General features: G+C 49.7%; 16 protein-coding genes and 1 pseudogene. 12 read left to right on the top strand and 5 right to left on the bottom strand.

Annotated features, from left to right (window positions below):
* Positions 1-233 precede the first annotated feature (233 nt).
* Entirely contained in the window at positions 234-713 is a 480-nt protein-coding gene (locus ABIE29_RS03125) for a hypothetical protein (RefSeq protein WP_429616796.1), read from the bottom strand.
* 6 nt (positions 714-719) lie between these two features.
* Positions 720-1,520, bottom strand: a complete 801-nt coding sequence (locus ABIE29_RS03120; protein ID WP_429616795.1) for a winged helix-turn-helix domain-containing protein — start codon at positions 1,518-1,520, stop codon at positions 720-722.
* Between the two features lie 418 nt (positions 1,521-1,938).
* On the opposite strand from ABIE29_RS03120, the gene ABIE29_RS03115 reads away from it, so the two are divergent.
* From ABIE29_RS03115 to ABIE29_RS03095, 5 genes are all read left to right on the top strand, one after another.
* The gene (locus ABIE29_RS03115) at positions 1,939-2,496 is read left to right on the top strand and encodes a fimbrial protein (protein WP_429616794.1); all 558 of its coding nucleotides are present in this window, start codon (positions 1,939-1,941) and stop codon (positions 2,494-2,496) included.
* A gap of 135 nt (positions 2,497-2,631) precedes the next feature.
* Entirely contained in the window at positions 2,632-5,163 is a 2,532-nt protein-coding gene (locus ABIE29_RS03110; RefSeq protein ID WP_429616793.1) for a fimbria/pilus outer membrane usher protein, read from the top strand.
* Positions 5,160-5,885: a fimbrial biogenesis chaperone gene (locus ABIE29_RS03105; RefSeq protein WP_429616792.1), complete on the top strand. Its 726-nt coding sequence runs from the start codon at positions 5,160-5,162 to the stop codon at positions 5,883-5,885. The genes ABIE29_RS03110 and ABIE29_RS03105 overlap by 4 nt, the downstream gene beginning before the upstream one ends.
* Entirely contained in the window at positions 5,882-7,135 is a 1,254-nt protein-coding gene (locus tag ABIE29_RS03100; protein ID WP_429616791.1) for a hypothetical protein, read from the top strand. The genes ABIE29_RS03105 and ABIE29_RS03100 overlap by 4 nt, the downstream gene beginning before the upstream one ends.
* Positions 7,136-7,180: 45 nt before the next feature.
* A complete protein-coding gene (locus ABIE29_RS03095; RefSeq protein WP_429616790.1) occupies positions 7,181-7,684 on the top strand; it encodes a fimbrial protein in 504 nt (167 codons plus the stop codon).
* Between the two features lie 52 nt (positions 7,685-7,736).
* On the opposite strand, the gene ABIE29_RS03090 is transcribed toward ABIE29_RS03095, so the two are convergent.
* Positions 7,737-8,024, bottom strand: coding sequence for a putative quinol monooxygenase (locus tag ABIE29_RS03090; protein WP_021806219.1), 288 nt, complete (start codon positions 8,022-8,024; stop codon positions 7,737-7,739).
* Positions 8,025-8,724: 700 nt separating this feature from the next.
* On the opposite strand from ABIE29_RS03090, the gene epd reads away from it, so the two are divergent.
* The 3 genes from epd to fbaA all read left to right on the top strand — a co-directional run bounded on the left by epd (position 8,725) and on the right by fbaA (position 12,213).
* Positions 8,725-9,741, top strand: a complete 1,017-nt coding sequence (epd, locus tag ABIE29_RS03085) for an erythrose-4-phosphate dehydrogenase (RefSeq protein WP_429616789.1) — start codon at positions 8,725-8,727, stop codon at positions 9,739-9,741.
* A 73-nt stretch (positions 9,742-9,814) separates the two neighbouring features.
* Complete coding sequence (gene pgk, locus ABIE29_RS03080; RefSeq protein WP_429616788.1) at positions 9,815-10,978, top strand: phosphoglycerate kinase; 1,164 nt, start codon at positions 9,815-9,817, stop codon at positions 10,976-10,978.
* Between the two features lie 155 nt (positions 10,979-11,133).
* Complete coding sequence (fbaA, locus tag ABIE29_RS03075) at positions 11,134-12,213, top strand: class II fructose-bisphosphate aldolase (RefSeq protein ID WP_411751915.1); 1,080 nt, start codon at positions 11,134-11,136, stop codon at positions 12,211-12,213.
* A 106-nt stretch (positions 12,214-12,319) separates the two neighbouring features.
* On the opposite strand, the pseudogene ABIE29_RS03070 reads toward fbaA, so the two are convergent.
* Positions 12,320-12,433 (bottom strand): annotated as a pseudogene (locus ABIE29_RS03070) (DUF1345 domain-containing protein); the annotation flags it as partial.
* 170 nt (positions 12,434-12,603) lie between these two features.
* Here ABIE29_RS03070 and mscS (ABIE29_RS03065) point away from each other — a divergent pair.
* The gene (gene mscS, locus ABIE29_RS03065; protein WP_429616787.1) at positions 12,604-13,470 is read left to right on the top strand and encodes a small-conductance mechanosensitive channel MscS; all 867 of its coding nucleotides are present in this window, start codon (positions 12,604-12,606) and stop codon (positions 13,468-13,470) included.
* A 328-nt stretch (positions 13,471-13,798) separates the two neighbouring features.
* Positions 13,799-14,665 (top strand): small-conductance mechanosensitive channel MscS, encoded by an 867-nt coding sequence (gene mscS / locus ABIE29_RS03060; RefSeq protein WP_429616786.1) that lies wholly within the window; start codon positions 13,799-13,801, stop codon positions 14,663-14,665.
* A 191-nt stretch (positions 14,666-14,856) separates the two neighbouring features.
* Here the strand turns inward: mscS (ABIE29_RS03060) and ABIE29_RS03055 are convergent, their stop codons facing one another.
* Entirely contained in the window at positions 14,857-16,056 is a 1,200-nt protein-coding gene (locus tag ABIE29_RS03055; protein ID WP_429616785.1) for an NAD(P)/FAD-dependent oxidoreductase, read from the bottom strand.
* A gap of 229 nt (positions 16,057-16,285) precedes the next feature.
* On the opposite strand from ABIE29_RS03055, the gene ABIE29_RS03050 reads away from it, so the two are divergent.
* Together ABIE29_RS03050 and argO are read left to right on the top strand one after the other, a co-directional pair.
* The gene (locus ABIE29_RS03050; RefSeq protein WP_261461075.1) at positions 16,286-16,792 is read left to right on the top strand and encodes an RrF2 family transcriptional regulator; all 507 of its coding nucleotides are present in this window, start codon (positions 16,286-16,288) and stop codon (positions 16,790-16,792) included.
* Between the two features lie 124 nt (positions 16,793-16,916).
* Positions 16,917-17,540, top strand: a complete 624-nt coding sequence (argO, locus tag ABIE29_RS03045) for an arginine exporter ArgO (RefSeq protein WP_429616784.1) — start codon at positions 16,917-16,919, stop codon at positions 17,538-17,540.
* The last annotated feature ends 9 nt before the right edge of the window (positions 17,541-17,549 follow it).

Raw genomic sequence — 17,549 nt, 5'->3', positions numbered from 1 at the left:
AATGCGTTAGTTATGGTAGATAACTTTTCAGATAACATGTTATACAAAAACCTTTAATATTCCAAATTAACTCGCTTAACCTCATTATGTTGGTTTTTAATTTTGAGGGTTTAATCTTTATGAGGTGGTTGTTGGATTAGTGTGGTTTTTCATGGCATAGCATTAGGCTTTTATACTATGCCATTTGCCACTAAAGCATGGTAGCAAGCCAATAGCGGGATTAATAGACCGTGTTAGTCTTGCTTTATGCAGACCAGGAACGGGTTGCTAAACCCACGAATTAATAATGCGTTGTGGAGTAAAGGGACAACTTCCGTGTAAATATCAACGAGTTCAACCTCCGGCATGACATATTTTCGCCAGATGTAGTCCGGCGTGTTATCGGCGGGATGAACTTGTTCATGAGTGAATTGGACATTGTTACCACTTTTTATCTCTGATGGCGTGGTGGAGAAGGAGATGTTGCGATCCAGCAGATAGCGGGTGTCATTTTCTTTGATCGAACCGCTGATGTAAAACATACCGGATTGTGATGAAGAAAAAATGATGGTAGCACTTGCCTTAAGCACAATATTACTTTTCGCTTTAACCTGCAACGATACTTGCTGAGTATCGCAGCGGAAAGGTTTTCTACCTTTATGATGAACGTTGAAGTACCACAGGCACATCAGTAGGACGGTAAGGAGTAACGTTGCGCTAATATTTTTTTTCATTTAAGTTTACTCAACGGTTTTAAATGTTTTGCAATGCTGATAATCGCCTTCAGTCGGGTCTTTTAGACAGGCGGCCAGAAAAGTTATCTTCAATAGTTCGTTATCGGGGCGTTCTTCAGTATAAAAGATATCTTGCCTGACTAGGTCGCAATCCAGTTTTTCTGACTCCAATATCTTTTTTGCCCTGAACTCTGAGCCGGGGACGGGGTCTTTTCTGATGGAATAAATATCACATTGTTTATAGTAGCCAATCAACTTGAACGGAATTGCTGGTGGCCAAAGAAGTAAAGCCAGGCCCATGATACCCAATACGGCCATCAGAGCCAGAATAGGCATCCCCATGGTTTTTTTTGTCAATTTTTTTGGCATGACCAGTGGGAAAGGACTAACGGTTTCTTCCTGTTTAAGTGTCACCACTTTCTCAGGTTTCGCCGCCACCGGCCCCACTTTTTTTATCTTGGCATCGACCTCTTGTTTTGGAGTCGGATGAATATCTGCCTCCATTCTAAACCCTACTCTAGGCAGGGTTATAATAATGGGTTTCTCTATCCCCAGGCTAACAAAAGATTTCCTCAAGTCACTGATGCAGTTGTTCAAGCTGGCGTTAGAAGGGGGAAAACCATAATCCTCCCACGCATTTTTCAATAACGAGTCACGTGATAAGTTATCCCCACTTTTTTTGATAAATTCATTAAGCACGCGGCAAGAGGGTTTTGAGAGTTCAATCGCCGTCTGATTGTTATTATTTAACGCGAGTGTTCGATGCTCTGGATCGAAGACAACGATTAAGTTTATGGTGTATTTCATTTGGTAATCAACGCCCTGACTGCTGTTTTTGAGATGATTATTTTATTAGGAATAATCTTGATTTTTAAATTTCCAAGAAATCTAAGTTAAGTGTACATAGCGAGTCAAGTGCGAATTAAGAATTAATTTTTCACTAATGATTCTGTTGATTCTGAGTAAGTTATAAATGTTATCCGGTGGTTCTTATTTGTCTTAACTTGGTTTTTAATGTTAATGTGGTTGTTTTTTTAGATTTAAAATCTAACATTCTTGTTTTCTTTAGATTAATTTGCTGCTTGTGAGATTTATCCATAGTATTTATCGGGTCGCCGACAGAGATACATCAGCCGTTAGGTTATGCCCTCAACGTATTAGGTAATGCGATATTCAAGAGCGGCGGCAACTATAGTATAGGAAAACTTCTCAAGGAATTTATACAATGAAAATGAAACTTCGCACACTCGCTCTGACCACGCTGGCAACTGCAATGTTATCAGGTTACGCCTTCGCTGATGTTCCTCCGGGTTCTCAAGGGAACGGTGAAATCATGTTTAAAGGTTCTGTTATCAAAGCGCCTTGCGGATTGGCTCCTGGCCTGGATGGTGACAACCAGAGCATCAATCTGGGCCAAATTGCCGATGCACAGTTGAAGACCGTGGGTTACAGCGCGCCGAAAGAGTTCAAAATCAAACTGGTTGGCTGCAACTTTGATCCTGCTGCAACGGCAGAAAGTAAAGTTAATGTACGCTTTGACGGTATGTCTGTCGGGGCTGCCAATGGCTTCCTGGGCGTAAGCGGTGATGCAAAAGGTGTGGCAATTCGCCTGTTGGATGCGGCCAATAAGCACGTGAAAATCGGTGCTACCTCAGACAACTACAGCCTGCGTTCTGGGGATAACACCCTGCAATTCTCCGCTCAGGTTGTGGCGTTGGACGGGCAGGATATTGTTGCTGGTACCTACGATGCGATGACTAACTTTTCTCTGACTTATCTCTAATCCATAACGCTTTAGAGTAGTACCTCAGTACCAAATTACCTCAGAGAAAGGTAATTTGGTACTGTTTCCTATTTAGAGAGGGCATTTACTGACAGGCCCCGCTCCACGTTGTTGCCTTAATGGGTTAATTTAATTATGGATGATAAGAAGAAATACTCATTTATTTCTACCGTTATTCTTTGCCTCATCGCTGTGGACTCGGCCAGAGCCGATGGTGATAATATTGAGTTTGAAACCAGAGCACTTGAGTTGCGTGATAATAACAATATTAATCTGAGTAACTTTTATCGCCCTGATTATATTCCTGAAGGGATTTATCCCCTGACTTTAAAAGTCAACGATCGGGTTATCACCAGTGATAACTTTAACATCATCACTCTGGATGGCAAGAGCCAGATCTGTTTTACTCCCCAAACCGTAGAACAATTCGGCTTTAAAGAAACGCCATTGGCAGAACTGATAAAACGTGCTGCGCCTGGCAAAGCGAATTGCCTATTGATTGCGGATTATAAAGGGATCACTGCTCGTATCGATCGTGCCAAGAGTGAGCTGTTGGTGAGTATTCCCCAGGCGTTGCTCAAATACAGCGATCCAGATTGGACACCCCCCGCACAGTGGGATGATGGTGTTCCCGGTATATTGCTTGACTACACGTTGAGCGGCAATAAGTACCAAGGTCGTAATACCAGCAATAGTGCGTTTTCCAGTTATGGCACCCTTGGCGCGAATTATCATGGCTGGCGTTTACGTAGTAACTACCAGGCGTCACTGTACAGCAGTGGTTATGGCAACGATCAACGCCAGCTCACCACCACCACAGCTTATGTAGCTCGTGCGCTTAAAGAGGCAGGGGCGAATCTGACGATCGGTAAAAACTACCTGCAATCCGATGTTTTTGATTCGATCAATTACAGTGGTGTGGCGATCGCCAGCGATGACCGCATGTTACCCCAGGCGCTACGTGGTTATGCCCCGCAATTGACCGGGGTAGCTAACAGTAATGCCCGAGTTACCGTGACCCGTGGTGACAGCATTATCTATGAAAAGATGGTTCCTCCCGGTGAGTTTGTGATCCAGGATCTCACTGACGCGGCTTCTGGTCAGCTAAAAATGACTATCCGTGAGGAGAACGGTGAAGAACGGGTTTCTACCATAGAAACCTCGAACGTGCCTTTCCTGACCCGCCCAGGTCATATTCGCTACAAGGCCATGGTCGGCCAAATGAACCAGAGCAACGGTTCAATCAAACCGTTACTGGCTATCGGTGAGGCTTCTGTGGGGGTATTCTCCGGTGGATCGGTGTTTGGTGGCGCAGTGTTAACGGATGAGAAGTATTATGCCTTCAACGGGGGTATTGGCTATGACATGAATACCCTGGGGGCAATGTCCGTCGATGTGACGCACTCTAGTTCTCAATTGGAACATCAAACCCTGAAGGGAGAGAGTTACCGTTTTAACTATTCTAAGGTATTCGACAGTATCGATAGTCAGATAACTTTTGCCGGTTACCGTTTCTCGGAGAAGAACTATCTGTCGTTAGACAACTTTGTGGCGATGAAGGTATCGCCTGATTTCACCTCTACCAATAAAGAAAGTTATAACCTGGTTGCCAGTAAGAACTTCCGTGATTTGGGGTTATCGATTAATGCCATTTATAATCGCCAAACCTATTGGCAGGATGTCTCTGATAGCAACAGCTATGGCCTGAGTGTCTCAAAATCCTTTGATTTCGGTAGCCTGAAAAATGTTAACGCCTATGTTTCAATTAACCGTACAGAATATAAAACCAGCTTTATTTCGCAGGCGCAAAAGAATAACAACACCGTGTATTTTAGTTTGAGCATACCGTTAAATTCACAATCTTATCTCAGTACTGCGATGCGGCTAAACAATGGCAACCTTTCACCTAGTGCCACTTACACCAATAATTCAGACCCTCGCAATGCATGGTCAATCGGTAGTAACTCGTCGGGTTCGTTCAGCAACAGTAATCTGAATGGTAACCTGAATATGAACCGTGATGCCTATACTGCGACGCTCAATACCTCCATGAGCAGCGATGATTACTATCTGGGTGGTAGTATTAAATCCGGCATTACTGCTACCGAGTACGGTATTGCCGCACACCGTGATGGTTATGCTGGTAATACCCGCCTGATGGTTGATACCGGGGGGATTGAGGGCGTTTATGTTGGTGGCCGGGGTAATAACAACGCGATGCCAACCAATACCAGCGGCATTGCGGTGATCAACAACGTACCTGACTATTATCGCACCAACTACAGTATCGACACCAACCTGTTACCTGATGATGTTGAGAGCACTAATCCCAATATTCAGATGGTATTGACTGAGGGAGCTATTGGTTACCGCAAGCTCAATGTTTATCGTGGTATCAAGGCATTGATTAAATTGACTGACCCGCAAGGCCGAGCCATTCCTTTTGGCAGCTCAGTGGAAGAAATCCAGGAGAGACGTCAGGTCGGTGTGGTCGGTGAAAATGGTGAAACCTATATTTCGGGTGTTGGGGGGCAGGCCCATCTCAGCGTGCTGACCAACGATGGCCAGCGTTGCCAGTTCCAACTTCCAAGCCAGGGGCTCTCCTTATCTTCTGCTCTACCGGTTGTTTGCCGTATTGATTCATCCTCTCAAGGAATTTCACAATGATGCGTAAATCACTTTCCGTTGGCTTGGCCAGCGGGCTACTTATTTTGTTTGTTGCTTCGGCACAGGCGGCGATTTCTATCGACCGGACCCGGGTTATTTTGTTGGGCGATGAAAAGTCGTCTCCAGTGAACGTGATCAATCACAGTAAAACCTTGCCCTATCTGGCTCAGGCCTGGATGGAAAATGAAGCCGGCGAGAAAATCAGTTCGCCGCTGACCTCGCTGCCACCATTACAACGGGTAGAAAAAGACAGTACCGTGCAGATACGCGTAACGCCATTGGCGGACGCCGCACGTCTGCCACAGGATCGGGAATCGCTGTTTTACTTTGTATTGCAAGAGATCCCGCCCAAGTCGGATAAGGCCAATGCCATTCAACTGGCGCTGCGTATCAAGGTGAAAACTTTTTATCGTCCCGCTTCCCTGAAGCCATTGGCCGAGAAAATCTGGCAGGAACAGATCCGCCTGGAACCTGGCAATCAGGGGCTGAAACTGGTGAATCCGACGCCGTTTTTTGTCATTTTGCCAGAGGTGATGGTGGGGAAAAAGACCTTGTTGGCAGATGATGAAGCGGTAACGCTGCGGCCAAAAGGTGAAGTCACTCTGCCTGGCGTCAAGCCACAAGCGCAGAAAATCGTACTCAAATATATCAATGACTATGGTGCCTATCAGCCACTGAATTACAGCTGTACGGCAACAGCCTGTGTGCGGGATCAATCATGATGGAAGCGGTAAAGAGATCTGGCTCTTCAATCTTGCAACGTAAGAGAAAATATCTGTCGGCAGTCATCGCGTTGGCGCTTTGCTGCTTTGCCAAAACGGCATTGGCTGATGATTTGATTGGGGATATGATGGTCTGCGACTGGGGAGAACTCAGTGGCAGGTTTATCAAGCCCGGTAGTACCCTCAATGATGTTATAGAGCCAGTGATACAGGAAAAATCTGAAAAGTACGACTGTGACAAAAATGGGGAAAACTGTAGTTATCGCTCCTATTGGATTATACCTAACCGTACTTATACGGTAACGGCATCCGCCACCGTAACCTGTCTTAATGTGGGAGATAAAACCGGACCAATCAGGTTTTCATTTTGGCAAAACTACAACTATAAACCGACATTTTTCCGCAATTTTACAATGCGTATTACAGGTGCGGGTTCGCTATCCTTATCCGGTCTGGAGAATCCGTCTCAGTTAACCAGAAGTTGGTCGGATGGAACTTTGGCACCTTGTAAGACTGATTGCTATAGCCTGACTGAGGGGCGGCCGCAGTATAGCAAGAAGATGACGTTCACGTTTAGCGTTCAACCGATCAAGAGCAGAGTTGATGGAAGAGTCATACCTCACTTTGATAATATTAATAGTTTAGGTGATGTCTGGGTACATACAAGCTCTAGCGATCCAAGCGCAAGTTTTACAGTTTTTAGCACCTCTATTCCGACTATCTGTGGGCTTGAGTTTTCGAATCTGGGGGGGTGCAATCCGTCTAGCGGTAACGGTGGGTCGGGAGCGATTAAGCCGCCTGTCCCGCAGTGTACCTTAACCGTTATTACTCCGGGCGTGGTTGAATTTCAGCCGATATCGTCTGATGACTTGAGCCGCAACAGGGTGAGGATGGAAGACTTTACCCTCACCGTCACCAAAGGGCCGGTGCAGTCGCAGACCTGTCTCGGCAGCACCTATAATCTGCCTGGCACCATTAAGACTGAGGGAGGGTATTCCATTAACAGTACCTTCTGGGGGATTAATCATTCCAGCGGCTCGCCTCAAGGGATTGGTTTGAAACTTTTTGATCTGGGTAAAGGAAGTTATCTGCAATTTAATCATACCTATCCGGCTTTTATCGCCAATATCTCCAGTGTTAGCGAAACTAAAAGGATACGTGCTGAGATAGCGGCTACCACCAACGATCTGAAAAAAATCATGGGTGGCGATTACAGCCAGATATTGACCTTTGAGGTCAAGATGCCTTGATTGCTAACGGGGAGCCGGCTGGTTTCCCGTTATTTGGAGTGGATAATGAACAAGCTGATTTACTTATTACTGCTTGTTGTGTCATTGGTTAATATGGCGAGGGCAGAGGTAGTGGCAAGCAGCAAAACGGTGTTTAAGGGGCGTATCACCATTGCCACCTGTAATATTGTGGTGGGTGATGATAACCAGACAGTTTATCTGGGGGAGATTTCTACGGCAGAGTTGGATAGCAAAGGGCAATCTACCCCGGTGCCTTTCACTATCCGTTTGTATGGTTGCAATACCACAGATAAAGTAGTCAAAACCATGTTTGATAAAACCGGCAGGGGGGCGAGTGGGACAGTGATCCCGGTTGATGGCGTTAGCGGGGTGGGACTAAGCCTGCTCGATGGTGCAGGCAATCGACTGAATTTCGGCCAAAATTCTGGCGGGCAGAAGATCCAGGGGGGGGATAACGTGCTGCTCTATTCTGCCTATATGGTAAAAACCGGTACGGTTCAGCCAGGGAATTTTGCGCGTTTATTGCATTACACGCTGTCTTATGAATAGAGGGTGAGGCAACGTAAAGGGGCGCATCAGGCAGCGCCCCTCATCGATACGATTACAACTGAGTCAGTTTTTTCACTTCCAGACTGACCAGCTTCCCTTCCAATTCGGCCAGGAAGGCATCGTGGTAAGACATTGCCATATGCTCTTTCAGCGCCTGCTCAGAAGTCCAGCGCTCGATAAAGACGAAAGCGCCCGGATGGCCCTGCTCTTCATGCAAATCATATTGGATGCAACCCGGCTCGGAACGGCTCGGGGCGACCATGGCGCGTACCGCTTTATCTACCGCAGCACGGTGTTCTGGCATGGCTTTAATCAGCGCGACGACTTTGATTTCACTCATTTTGGCTCCTTGTAAATTATACCCGTCGTCTTTCAAGCCGCAGCGTTGTTACCTGCACATCGTTATTTGGCCCATCCGTAGGCCTCACCCCTTCGGGGCCGCTGTGTACAGCGTTCAAATCTGTTCCTGACAGATTTGTCACCCCAGTCACTTACAAAAGTAAGCTCCTGGGGATGAGTGAGCTTGGTGCCTGGCTGCGACTCGAAATCCATAGGGTATAAAGGTTGGTATTTATATTTACCAGTATTCAAGATGTTGCTGGTTATCCCTGTTGTCAGCCGCAAGACAACAGTAAGTAAACTGCTTCACCCACAAACGCTGGGTCTATTATGGTGGAGTTGGCGTCACCGGCAAGTCATTTGCGCATTCGAACTCAATTCGGCTAGCGGGAGCGGAGGGTAAAAATGTGCGCTAGATCATTTTATTTTCGCAAAGTCCCTCCGACATGACAGGCATCGCATTGCACCTGTTCCTTTTGGCAAAACTTTGGTTTATGCTCGGCTGAAGCGTTTCAGTTATCACTGCGGTCAATGGAAACGCCGAGTGAGTGGTTGCGATGAGCAACGAGGTTTGACGAATAATGCAAAGCAGCGATTCACAGCAGGCGGTACGCTAAAGTACTCTAGGCGAGATAATCAGTCTGCGCCATCCTTACAAGCGGAACACCACCGCCAGGGAGCGCCCTTTTTCAGGGAGTAGCATGACCATCCGCATAGCGATAAACGGCTTTGGCCGTATCGGTCGCAGCGTTTTACGCGCACTGTACGAATCGGGACGACGCGCCGAAATTTCTGTCGTCGCCATCAACGAACTGGCAGATGCCGAGGGGATGGCCCACCTGCTGAAATATGATTCCAGCCACGGTCGCTTTGCCTGGGATGTGCGCCAGGAATGTGACGTGCTGAGCGTGGGGGATGACAGCATCCGGCTGTTACATCAACCCGAGCTGGCCCAGTTGCCCTGGGGGGAACTGGGTGTGGATGTGGTGCTGGATTGCAGCGGTGTGTACGGCAGCAGGGCCGATGGGGAAGCTCATCTGGCGGCTGGGGCAAAAAAGGTGCTGTTTGCCCATCCGGGCGGTAACGATCTGGATGCGACCATCGTGTTTGGGGTTAACCACCAAACATTGCGTGGCGAGCATCGCATCGTGTCCAATGCCTCCTGTACCACCAACTGTATTATTCCGATTATCAAGCTGCTGGACGATGCCTACAGCATTGAGTCCGGCACGGTAACCACCATCCACTCCTCAATGAACGATCAGCCGGTGATAGACGCCTATCATCAGGATTTGCGGCGTACCCGTGCGGCGAGCCAGTCGATTATTCCAGTCGACACCAAGCTGGCGGCAGGCATTACGCGCATCTTCCCGCAGTTTTGCGATCGTTTTGAAGCGATCTCCGTGCGGGTGCCGACGATCAACGTAACGGCCATCGATCTTAGCGTCAGCGTGAGCTCGAAGGTGTTGGTCACAGAGGTAAACCAGCTGTTGCAAAAGGCGGCACAGGGATCATTTCGTGGTATAGTTGACTACACAGAACTACCATTAGTCTCGATTGATTTTAACCATGACCCGCACAGCGCCATCGTTGATGGTACGCAAACCCGGGTCAGTGGACAGCACCTGATCAAGACCTTGGTCTGGTGTGACAACGAATGGGGCTTTGCCAACCGGATGTTGGATACAACACGGGCAATGGCCGCAAGCGGTTTCTAGTAAGGCGCTATCAACGTGGTGTTGATGCGTCGCTCAGGCAATTTTATAGAGAATCAACAAAGAGGGTTCACCAATGTCTGTAATTAAGATGTCCGATCTGGATCTGGCGGGTAAACGCGTTCTGATCCGTTCCGATCTGAACGTACCAGTGAAAGACGGTAAAGTGACTTCCGATGCGCGTATCCGTGCTTCCCTGCCGACTATCGAAGCTGCGCTGAAACAAGGCGCCCGCGTGATGGTAACTTCCCACCTGGGTCGCCCTACCGAAGGCGAGTACAACGAAGAATTCTCCCTGCTGCCAGTAGTCAACTACCTGAAAGATCATCTGAAATCCCCAGTCCGTCTGGCGAAGGATTATCTGGAAGGCGTTGACGTTGCAGAAGGTGAACTGGTTGTTCTGGAAAACGTTCGCTTCAACAAAGGCGAGAAGAAAGACGACGAAGTGCTGTCCAAGAAATATGCTGCGCTGTGCGACGTGTATGTGATGGACGCCTTTGGTACTGCACACCGTGCGCAGGCTTCTACACATGGCGTGGGCAAGTTTGCTCCGGTTGCCTGTGCAGGCCCGCTGCTGTCTGCGGAACTGGAAGCCCTGGGCAAGGCGCTGGGTAACCCGGCTCGCCCAATGGTGGCTATCGTTGGTGGTTCTAAAGTTTCTACCAAACTGACCGTGCTGGATTCTCTGTCCAAGATCGCCGATCAGCTGATCGTTGGTGGCGGCATTGCTAACACCTTCGTGGCGGCGCAAGGGAATAATGTGGGGCAGTCCCTGTACGAACCCGATCTGATCCCGAACGCGCAAAAGCTGTTGGAAACCTGCGATATTCCGGTGCCAACCGACGTACGCGTTGCGACCGAGTTTTCTGAAACCGCTGTGGCCACGGTGAAGCAGGCCAACGAGATCAAAGACAACGAGCAAATTCTGGATATGGGCGACGTCTCTGCCGAGCGTCTGGCCGTTATCCTGAAGAACGCCAAAACCATTCTGTGGAATGGCCCGGTTGGCGTATTCGAGTTCCCTAACTTCCGTCGGGGCACCGAAATCGTTGCACGCGCTATCGCAGATAGCGAAGCCTTCTCCATTGCAGGCGGCGGCGACACACTGGCAGCTATCGATCTGTTCGGTATCGCTGACAAAATCTCCTACATCTCTACCGGCGGCGGCGCCTTCCTGGAATTCGTTGAAGGGAAACCACTGCCAGCCGTAGTAATGTTGCAAGAGCGCGCTAAGCAGTAATTCAGATAACGGGGGGCGCAAGCCGCCCGTTTGTTTATGCCCCCAGCCTAGCTGTGGGGGATAAAAAATCGCTATTTATCCATCGCTACCACTAGCTTGCAGGTTGTAGCTTGCAAGACGACGGGTATACGGCCAACGAAACAGGACAACGTCTAATGTCTAAAATTTTTGATTTCGTAAAACCAGGTGTCATCACAGGTGATGACGTGCAGAAAGTCTTCGCAGTTGCCAAAGAGAACAACTTTGCGCTGCCAGCGGTAAACTGCGTGGGTACCGACTCCATCAACGCAGTGCTGGAAACAGCGGCCAAAGTGCGTGCTCCAGTGATCGTTCAGTTCTCTAACGGCGGTGCCGGCTTTATCGCGGGTAAAGGTATCAAAACTGATGTGCCACAAGGTGCTGCGATCCTGGGTGCCATCTCTGGCGCACACCATGTGCATCAGATGGCTGAACATTACGGCGTGCCAGTGATCCTGCATACCGACCACTGCGCGAAGAAACTGCTGCCATGGTTAGATGGCCTGTTGGACGCGGGTGAGAAGCACTTCGCGGCGACCGGTAAGCCACTGTTCTCTTCACACATGATCGACCTGTCTGAAGAGTCACTGGAAGAAAACATCGAAATTTGCAGCAAGTATCTGACCCGCATGGCGAAGATCGGTATGACCCTGGAAATCGAACTGGGTTGCACCGGCGGTGAAGAAGATGGCGTAGACAACAGCCACATGGACGCTTCCTCCCTGTACACTCAGCCGCAAGACGTTGATTACGCGTACGAAAAACTGAACGCTATCAGCCCGCGCTTCACCATCGCTGCCTCTTTCGGCAACGTACACGGTGTTTACAAGCCAGGCAACGTGAAACTGACCCCAACCATTCTGCGTGATTCTCAGGACTATGTTTCCAAGAAACACAACCTGCCGCACAATGCGTTGAACTTCGTGTTCCATGGTGGTTCAGGTTCTACCGCAGCAGAAATCAAAGAAGCGGTCAGCTACGGCGTAGTGAAAATGAACATCGATACCGACACCCAGTGGGCAACATGGGAAGGTATCCTGAACTACTACAAAAAGAACGAAGGCTATCTGCAGGGCCAGCTGGGTAACCCAGAAGGTGCCGACAAGCCGAACAAGAAATACTACGATCCACGCGTATGGACTCGTGCTGCCCAGTCTTCCATGATCACCCGTCTGGAACTGGCATTCAAAGAACTGAACGCGGTAGACGTGCTGTAATATCGTCCCTCCGTTCAGATTGACGCTAAAAGGCTCCCTCGGGAGCCTTTTCTTATTTGGTGACAATGTGGCAGTGTTGCTGAATTTGTCGGCGACCATGTTCGTCCTACCTCAATAACCCCGCCCCGACGTTAATCGACAGCCCCAGGATCAAGATATTGAAGACAAAAGAGATCACCGATTGCAGCAGGGTGATTTTACGCACGTCTGCGGTGCTCAATTATTAATGGGAATTGCTATCTGGTTATATCAAGGGAGGTTTTTACTATGACGATTGGCGTCGGGCTGAAATGTTGCATACTCTTAAGCTGCGGTTTCCTGACTGGCATTAAGTGTCAGTTTATTTCGACTATTCCCGCTATTTGGGGGAAATAAAGTAGGAATACATGAATGGAAGATCTCAACGTTGTAGAAGGCATTAATCATGCCAGCAGTTGGTTGATAGATCATCAGGATCTGTTGATTCGTTATGCGGTTAACATCGTTACTGCGCTTGTTATTTTCATTATTGGTTCGATCATAGCCCGTGCTGTCAGCAATATGCTCACTCGTGTAATGAGGCTGCGCGGTATTGATGCTACCGTTTCTGGCTTCTTGGCAGCAATGGTGCGTTACTGCATTCTGGTTTTCACCTTCATTGCCGTATTAGGGCGTGTGGGAGTGCAGACCACCTCATTGATTGCGGTACTGGGGGCCGCTGGTTTGGCGATTGGCTTGGCGCTACAGGGGTCATTGTCCAACTTTGCCGCAGGGGTGGTGCTAGTGGTCTTTCGCCCGATGCGTGCAGGTGAGTATGTCGATCTGGGAAGTGTAGCCGGTACGGTCGATCAGGTGCATATTTTCTCTACCACTCTGCGTACTTCCGATAACAAAACCATTATGGTGCCCAATGGAAAAATCATCGCGGGCAATATCATCAACTATTCCCGTGAGCCCAACCGCCGCGTGGATATTGTGGTCGGTGTGGCTTATGACGCCGATATTGATGTAGTGAAAAAAGTGCTGGGTGACGTGATTGCGGGCGATAAACGCATCATACACGACAAAGGAGTCACCGTACGTTTAAACGAAATGGCTCCGTCCTCGCTGAATTTTGTGACTCGCTCCTGGACCACCAATGCCGAGTACTGGAATGTCTATTTTGACCTGATGGAAAACTTCAAACGTCAGTTAGATGCCCACAAGATTGGTATCCCCTACCCGCAAATGGATGTGCATGTGCGCCACATGGCGAAATCGCCCGAACAACCGGAATAATGGTAGCCTGTATCGGTATCATGGCTTACTTATGCTCGCGTGATATGAATGCTGGTGACTTAAGGTTACTGGCATTTTTTTTAGGATATTTCTGTGCATTGCCGTAACATCTCCTTGTTAAAGTAACTCTCGTTGGCAGTCCGCTGTATATTTCGCTGTATCTAAGAGCTTTCTAGCGACTTTTTTCGGTGGCGCAGGTTTTTTCCTGTGGCAGTTGGCACGGCGTTAAAATGTTGGTTACCCTTAGCCGGTGGTTTTCTTACTGATATTGTTTCGTCAGTATATTTTGCTCATTTCTCCCTTAGGGGATTTCAAGTAGGACGTCAGAATGGAAGAACTTAACGTAGTAGAAGGTATTAACAATGCCAGCAGTTGGTTAGTCAACCATCAGGATATGTTGATCCAGTATGCGGTGAATATTGTTGCCGCGATCGTGATTTTCATTATTGGTTCGATCATTGCGCGTATCGTCGGTAATACGCTTACCCGATTGATGAAACTACGTGGCATTGATGACACGGTGGCGCATTTTCTGGCCGCGATGGCGCGTTACAGCATCCTGGCGTTTACCTTTATTGCTGTGCTGGGGCGTGTGGGCGTCCAGACTACCTCGGTGATTGCCGTTCTGGGTGCCGCCGGTCTGGCCGTGGGGCTGGCACTACAAGGTTCGCTTTCCAACTTTGCGGCCGGTGTGCTGCTGGTGGCTTTCCGTCCGCTGCGGGCCGGGGAGTTTGTCGATCTGGGTGGCGTTTCTGGTACGGTAGATCAGGTGCAGATCTTCTCCACCACGCTGCGTACTTCAGATAACAAAACCATTGTGGTGCCGAATGGTAAAATCATCGCGGGCAATATCATCAACTATTCCCGTGAGCCAAACCGCCGCGTGGATATCGTGGTCGGTGTGGCCTATGACGCTGATATCGATCTGGTGAAGAAAGTGTTGGGCGACGTGATCGCGGCAGACAAGCGCATCATGCACGATAAAGGCGTGACGGTTCGCCTCAATGAAATGGCACCTTCTTCACTGAACTTTGTGACCCGCTCCTGGACTACCAACGCAGAATACTGGAACGTGTACTTTGATCTGATGGAAAACTTCAAGCGACAGTTGGATGCTCACCAGATCGGTATTCCGTTCCCGCAGATGGATGTGCATGTCCGCCATGTAGCCAAAGCGGCTGAACAGCCGGAGTAATAACTGCCCCTCACCCTAACCCTCTCCCACAGGGAGAGGGAACCGATCGAGTGGGTTTGAAAACTTGGTGATGTACCTTGATTAGGGAGTGGTCGAGTGGGTGATCGAGTTTGCTGAAATGACCTCTTTACTTCCAAAAGAGCAGGGCCTAACAGCTCCCTCTCCCTGTGGGAGAGGGTTGGGGTGAGGGCTCAAACAAACGGCGCTAACGGATCGGCGGCGGCAAAGGCCACTTCACGTTCTGCCTGCGGGGGATAGATCAGTTCGTTGGTAATGGCGATTTTGATTTTCTTTCCTTCTTCCCGGGTGTGTTTCACCACCTGATCCCAACCTTCGCTGTAGACCGCACCCCATGCCCCCAGATCCAGACAGGTAACGTAATTCACCTGGCGGTAGGGCAAGGGTTCAATACCGATCAGATCGGCGGCGACGTTATGGCCGACAAAGCGTCCTAACATAATGGCGTGCTGGCAGGTCATCAGGGCGTGATTGCCTTGATCGTCAGTGCGGGCATAGGCGACATCACCGGTCGCATAAACCGCGTTTTGCCCAATCACTCTTAACTGCTGATCGACGTGCAGCCTGCCTTGCGGATCGCGCTCACCCAGGATTTGCCGGGTTAACGGGCTGGCTTGTACGCCCAAGGTTAAAATCACCGTGCTGGAGGCGATATGTTCGCCGTTTTTCAGCGTCAGCCCATTCTCGTCAATGGCCTTAATCTCACTATTCAGTCGCCATTCCACGCCCAATTCTTCCGAGGCTTGGCTAATCACGTCGCGCAACTGCTCGCTGTAACGGCCGCCTGCTACCGGGCTGCGATCGACGATAATCACGCGAATTGCAGCAGAGTCACCGAGGATGGCCCGTAAGCGTGCAGGCAATTCGGTGGCCAGCTCAATGCCGGTAAAGCCGCCGCCACAAACGATGACGGTATTACGCGCGGCGCTCTCAGGCTGCTCTGCCAATGCAGCAAGATGCCGCTCCAGACGGGCTGCACTCTCCATTTGATCGACGTCGAAGGCGTACTGCTGTGCTCCTGGCAGGGCAGGGGCGAGGCGGCTACCGGTTGCCATGATCAGGCGATCGTAACGTACGGCAGTCAGCTGGTCCTGCTCGTTGTGGTACCAAACCTGCTGGCTGGCGCTATCAATCTCACTGGCAGCCCCGGCGATGAATTTTACCCCGGTTACCGCGAATAATGGCAACAGCGGAGCGGCGTAGTTTTCCACCCCGGCCTCATAGAAACGGGGGCGAATACGCAGCTCTGGCTGAGGCGCCAGCACGGTGATCTCGATATTGTCACGACCGTGGAGATCGGTTAATCGTGCGGCGCTCAATGCTGCCCACATCCCTGCAAAACCGGCACCCAGGATCAGTATTTGTTGTTTCATGCTGTCACTCCGCTGTTGTTTCATTTGCACATGGGTTCAATCTTTAACTACGACTATATTGATCGCAGTTAAGATCATCAAGCCTTTTACCTTCAATCGTCGGCAGAATTTATTCAATTGTTTGAATTTTATATTATTTTATTTTTATTAAGTGTAAGCATCTGTCGACATTGCATCGGTAACGGGAAGAAATTACTATTTAACTCAGAGTTAATCGTGCGGAGAAAACATGGCATTCTACAGTTCCGGGGTGGAGTATGGCATCCATAGCCTGATGTGTATGGTCGATAGCAAAGGCGAAGGGCGTGAGATGAGCGTGCGCGAAATCGCCGAATTGCAGGGCGTGCCTTATGACTACCTGGCCAAGATATTCACCAAGTTTTCCAAGGCTAAACTGGTTGAAAGCACCGAGGGGAAAGGCGGCGGCTTCCGGTTGGCCAAACCGGCCGATCAGATCACCGTGCTGGATATCGTTGCGGCCATCGATGGTGAAAAGGCGATCTTCGATTGCAAAGAGATCCGCCAACGCTTGGCCGTGTTTGATGCACCTGCGCCCGACTGGGCCTGTGAAGGTATCTGTGGCGTGCGTCAGGTGATGAATATTGCCCAGCAACGTATGGAAGAGGCGCTGTCGCAACATACCGTGCTGGATCTGGTACGGCGGATGTTAAGAAAGGCACCGGACGTCTTCCCGATCCAGATTGAAGAGTGGATCGATCATCGCCGTAACGATTGAACATTAGCATTACTGATGTCCGATTAGAAATATCCATTTCCCCTAATAATTTTCGCTTCGTATGATGCGCGTGTTGAACAGCACGCGCCGCTTTCCCGGCGTTGATATTTCCAGAAGGAACACCATGTTAGCCATCTATCTGCAAGGCTTTGCCTTGAGCGCCGCGATGATCCTGCCGCTTGGGCCACAAAACGTGTTTGTGATGAACCAGGGGATCCGCCGCCATTATCATCTGATGACCGCCTCGCTGTGCGCGTTGAGCGACATCGTTCTGATTTGCGCCGGTATTTTTGGCGGTAGCGCCTTGCTCAGCAGTTCGCCCACATTATTGGCGCTGGTGACCTGGGGCGGCGTCGCTTTCCTGCTGTGGTACGGCTGGGGCGCTTTCCGCACCGCGTTTAGCCAACATCTGGAGCTGGCAGCGGCGCAAGAGATGAAGCAAAACCGCTGGCGCATTGTGGTGACCATGTTGGCCGTTACCTGGCTGAACCCGCACGTGTACCTCGATACCTTTGTGGTGCTTGGCAGCCTGGGAGGGCAACTGACGCCAGATATTCGCTCCTGGTTTGCCTTTGGCGCGGTCAGCGCTTCGGTCGTCTGGTTCTTTGCCTTGGCATTGCTGGCCTCATGGTTGGCACCGTGGCTGAAAACCATGACGGCACAACGGATTATCAACGTTCTGGTCGGGTTGGTGATGTGGGGCATCGCACTGCAATTGGCCTGGCATGGGATAACCGCTAATTGGTAGCAATCGACC

This window comes from Serratia sp. 2723 (assembly GCF_050434425.1).
Lineage (GTDB): Bacteria > Pseudomonadota > Gammaproteobacteria > Enterobacterales > Enterobacteriaceae > Chania.
The sequence above is the reverse complement of the archived record's forward strand: the minus strand, read 5'-3'. Positions and strand labels throughout refer to the sequence as shown.

Coding starts and splice junctions, on each gene's coding strand:
- ABIE29_RS03125 (WP_429616796.1), bottom strand. CDS start 713: ATGAAAAAAAATATTAGCGCAACGTTACTCCTTACCGTCCTACTGATG.
- mscS (WP_429616786.1), top strand. CDS start 13,799: ATGGAAGAACTTAACGTAGTAGAAGGTATTAACAATGCCAGCAGTTGG.
- pgk (WP_429616788.1), top strand. CDS start 9,815: ATGTCTGTAATTAAGATGTCCGATCTGGATCTGGCGGGTAAACGCGTT.
- argO (WP_429616784.1), top strand. CDS start 16,917: ATGTTAGCCATCTATCTGCAAGGCTTTGCCTTGAGCGCCGCGATGATC.
- ABIE29_RS03090 (WP_021806219.1), bottom strand. CDS start 8,024: ATGAGTGAAATCAAAGTCGTCGCGCTGATTAAAGCCATGCCAGAACAC.
- ABIE29_RS03095 (WP_429616790.1), top strand. CDS start 7,181: ATGAACAAGCTGATTTACTTATTACTGCTTGTTGTGTCATTGGTTAAT.
- ABIE29_RS03050 (WP_261461075.1), top strand. CDS start 16,286: ATGGCATTCTACAGTTCCGGGGTGGAGTATGGCATCCATAGCCTGATG.
- ABIE29_RS03110 (WP_429616793.1), top strand. CDS start 2,632: ATGGATGATAAGAAGAAATACTCATTTATTTCTACCGTTATTCTTTGC.
- ABIE29_RS03055 (WP_429616785.1), bottom strand. CDS start 16,056: ATGAAACAACAAATACTGATCCTGGGTGCCGGTTTTGCAGGGATGTGG.
- fbaA (WP_411751915.1), top strand. CDS start 11,134: ATGTCTAAAATTTTTGATTTCGTAAAACCAGGTGTCATCACAGGTGAT.
- epd (WP_429616789.1), top strand. CDS start 8,725: ATGACCATCCGCATAGCGATAAACGGCTTTGGCCGTATCGGTCGCAGC.
- ABIE29_RS03120 (WP_429616795.1), bottom strand. CDS start 1,520: ATGAAATACACCATAAACTTAATCGTTGTCTTCGATCCAGAGCATCGA.
- ABIE29_RS03115 (WP_429616794.1), top strand. CDS start 1,939: ATGAAAATGAAACTTCGCACACTCGCTCTGACCACGCTGGCAACTGCA.
- mscS (WP_429616787.1), top strand. CDS start 12,604: ATGGAAGATCTCAACGTTGTAGAAGGCATTAATCATGCCAGCAGTTGG.
- ABIE29_RS03105 (WP_429616792.1), top strand. CDS start 5,160: ATGATGCGTAAATCACTTTCCGTTGGCTTGGCCAGCGGGCTACTTATT.
- ABIE29_RS03100 (WP_429616791.1), top strand. CDS start 5,882: ATGATGGAAGCGGTAAAGAGATCTGGCTCTTCAATCTTGCAACGTAAG.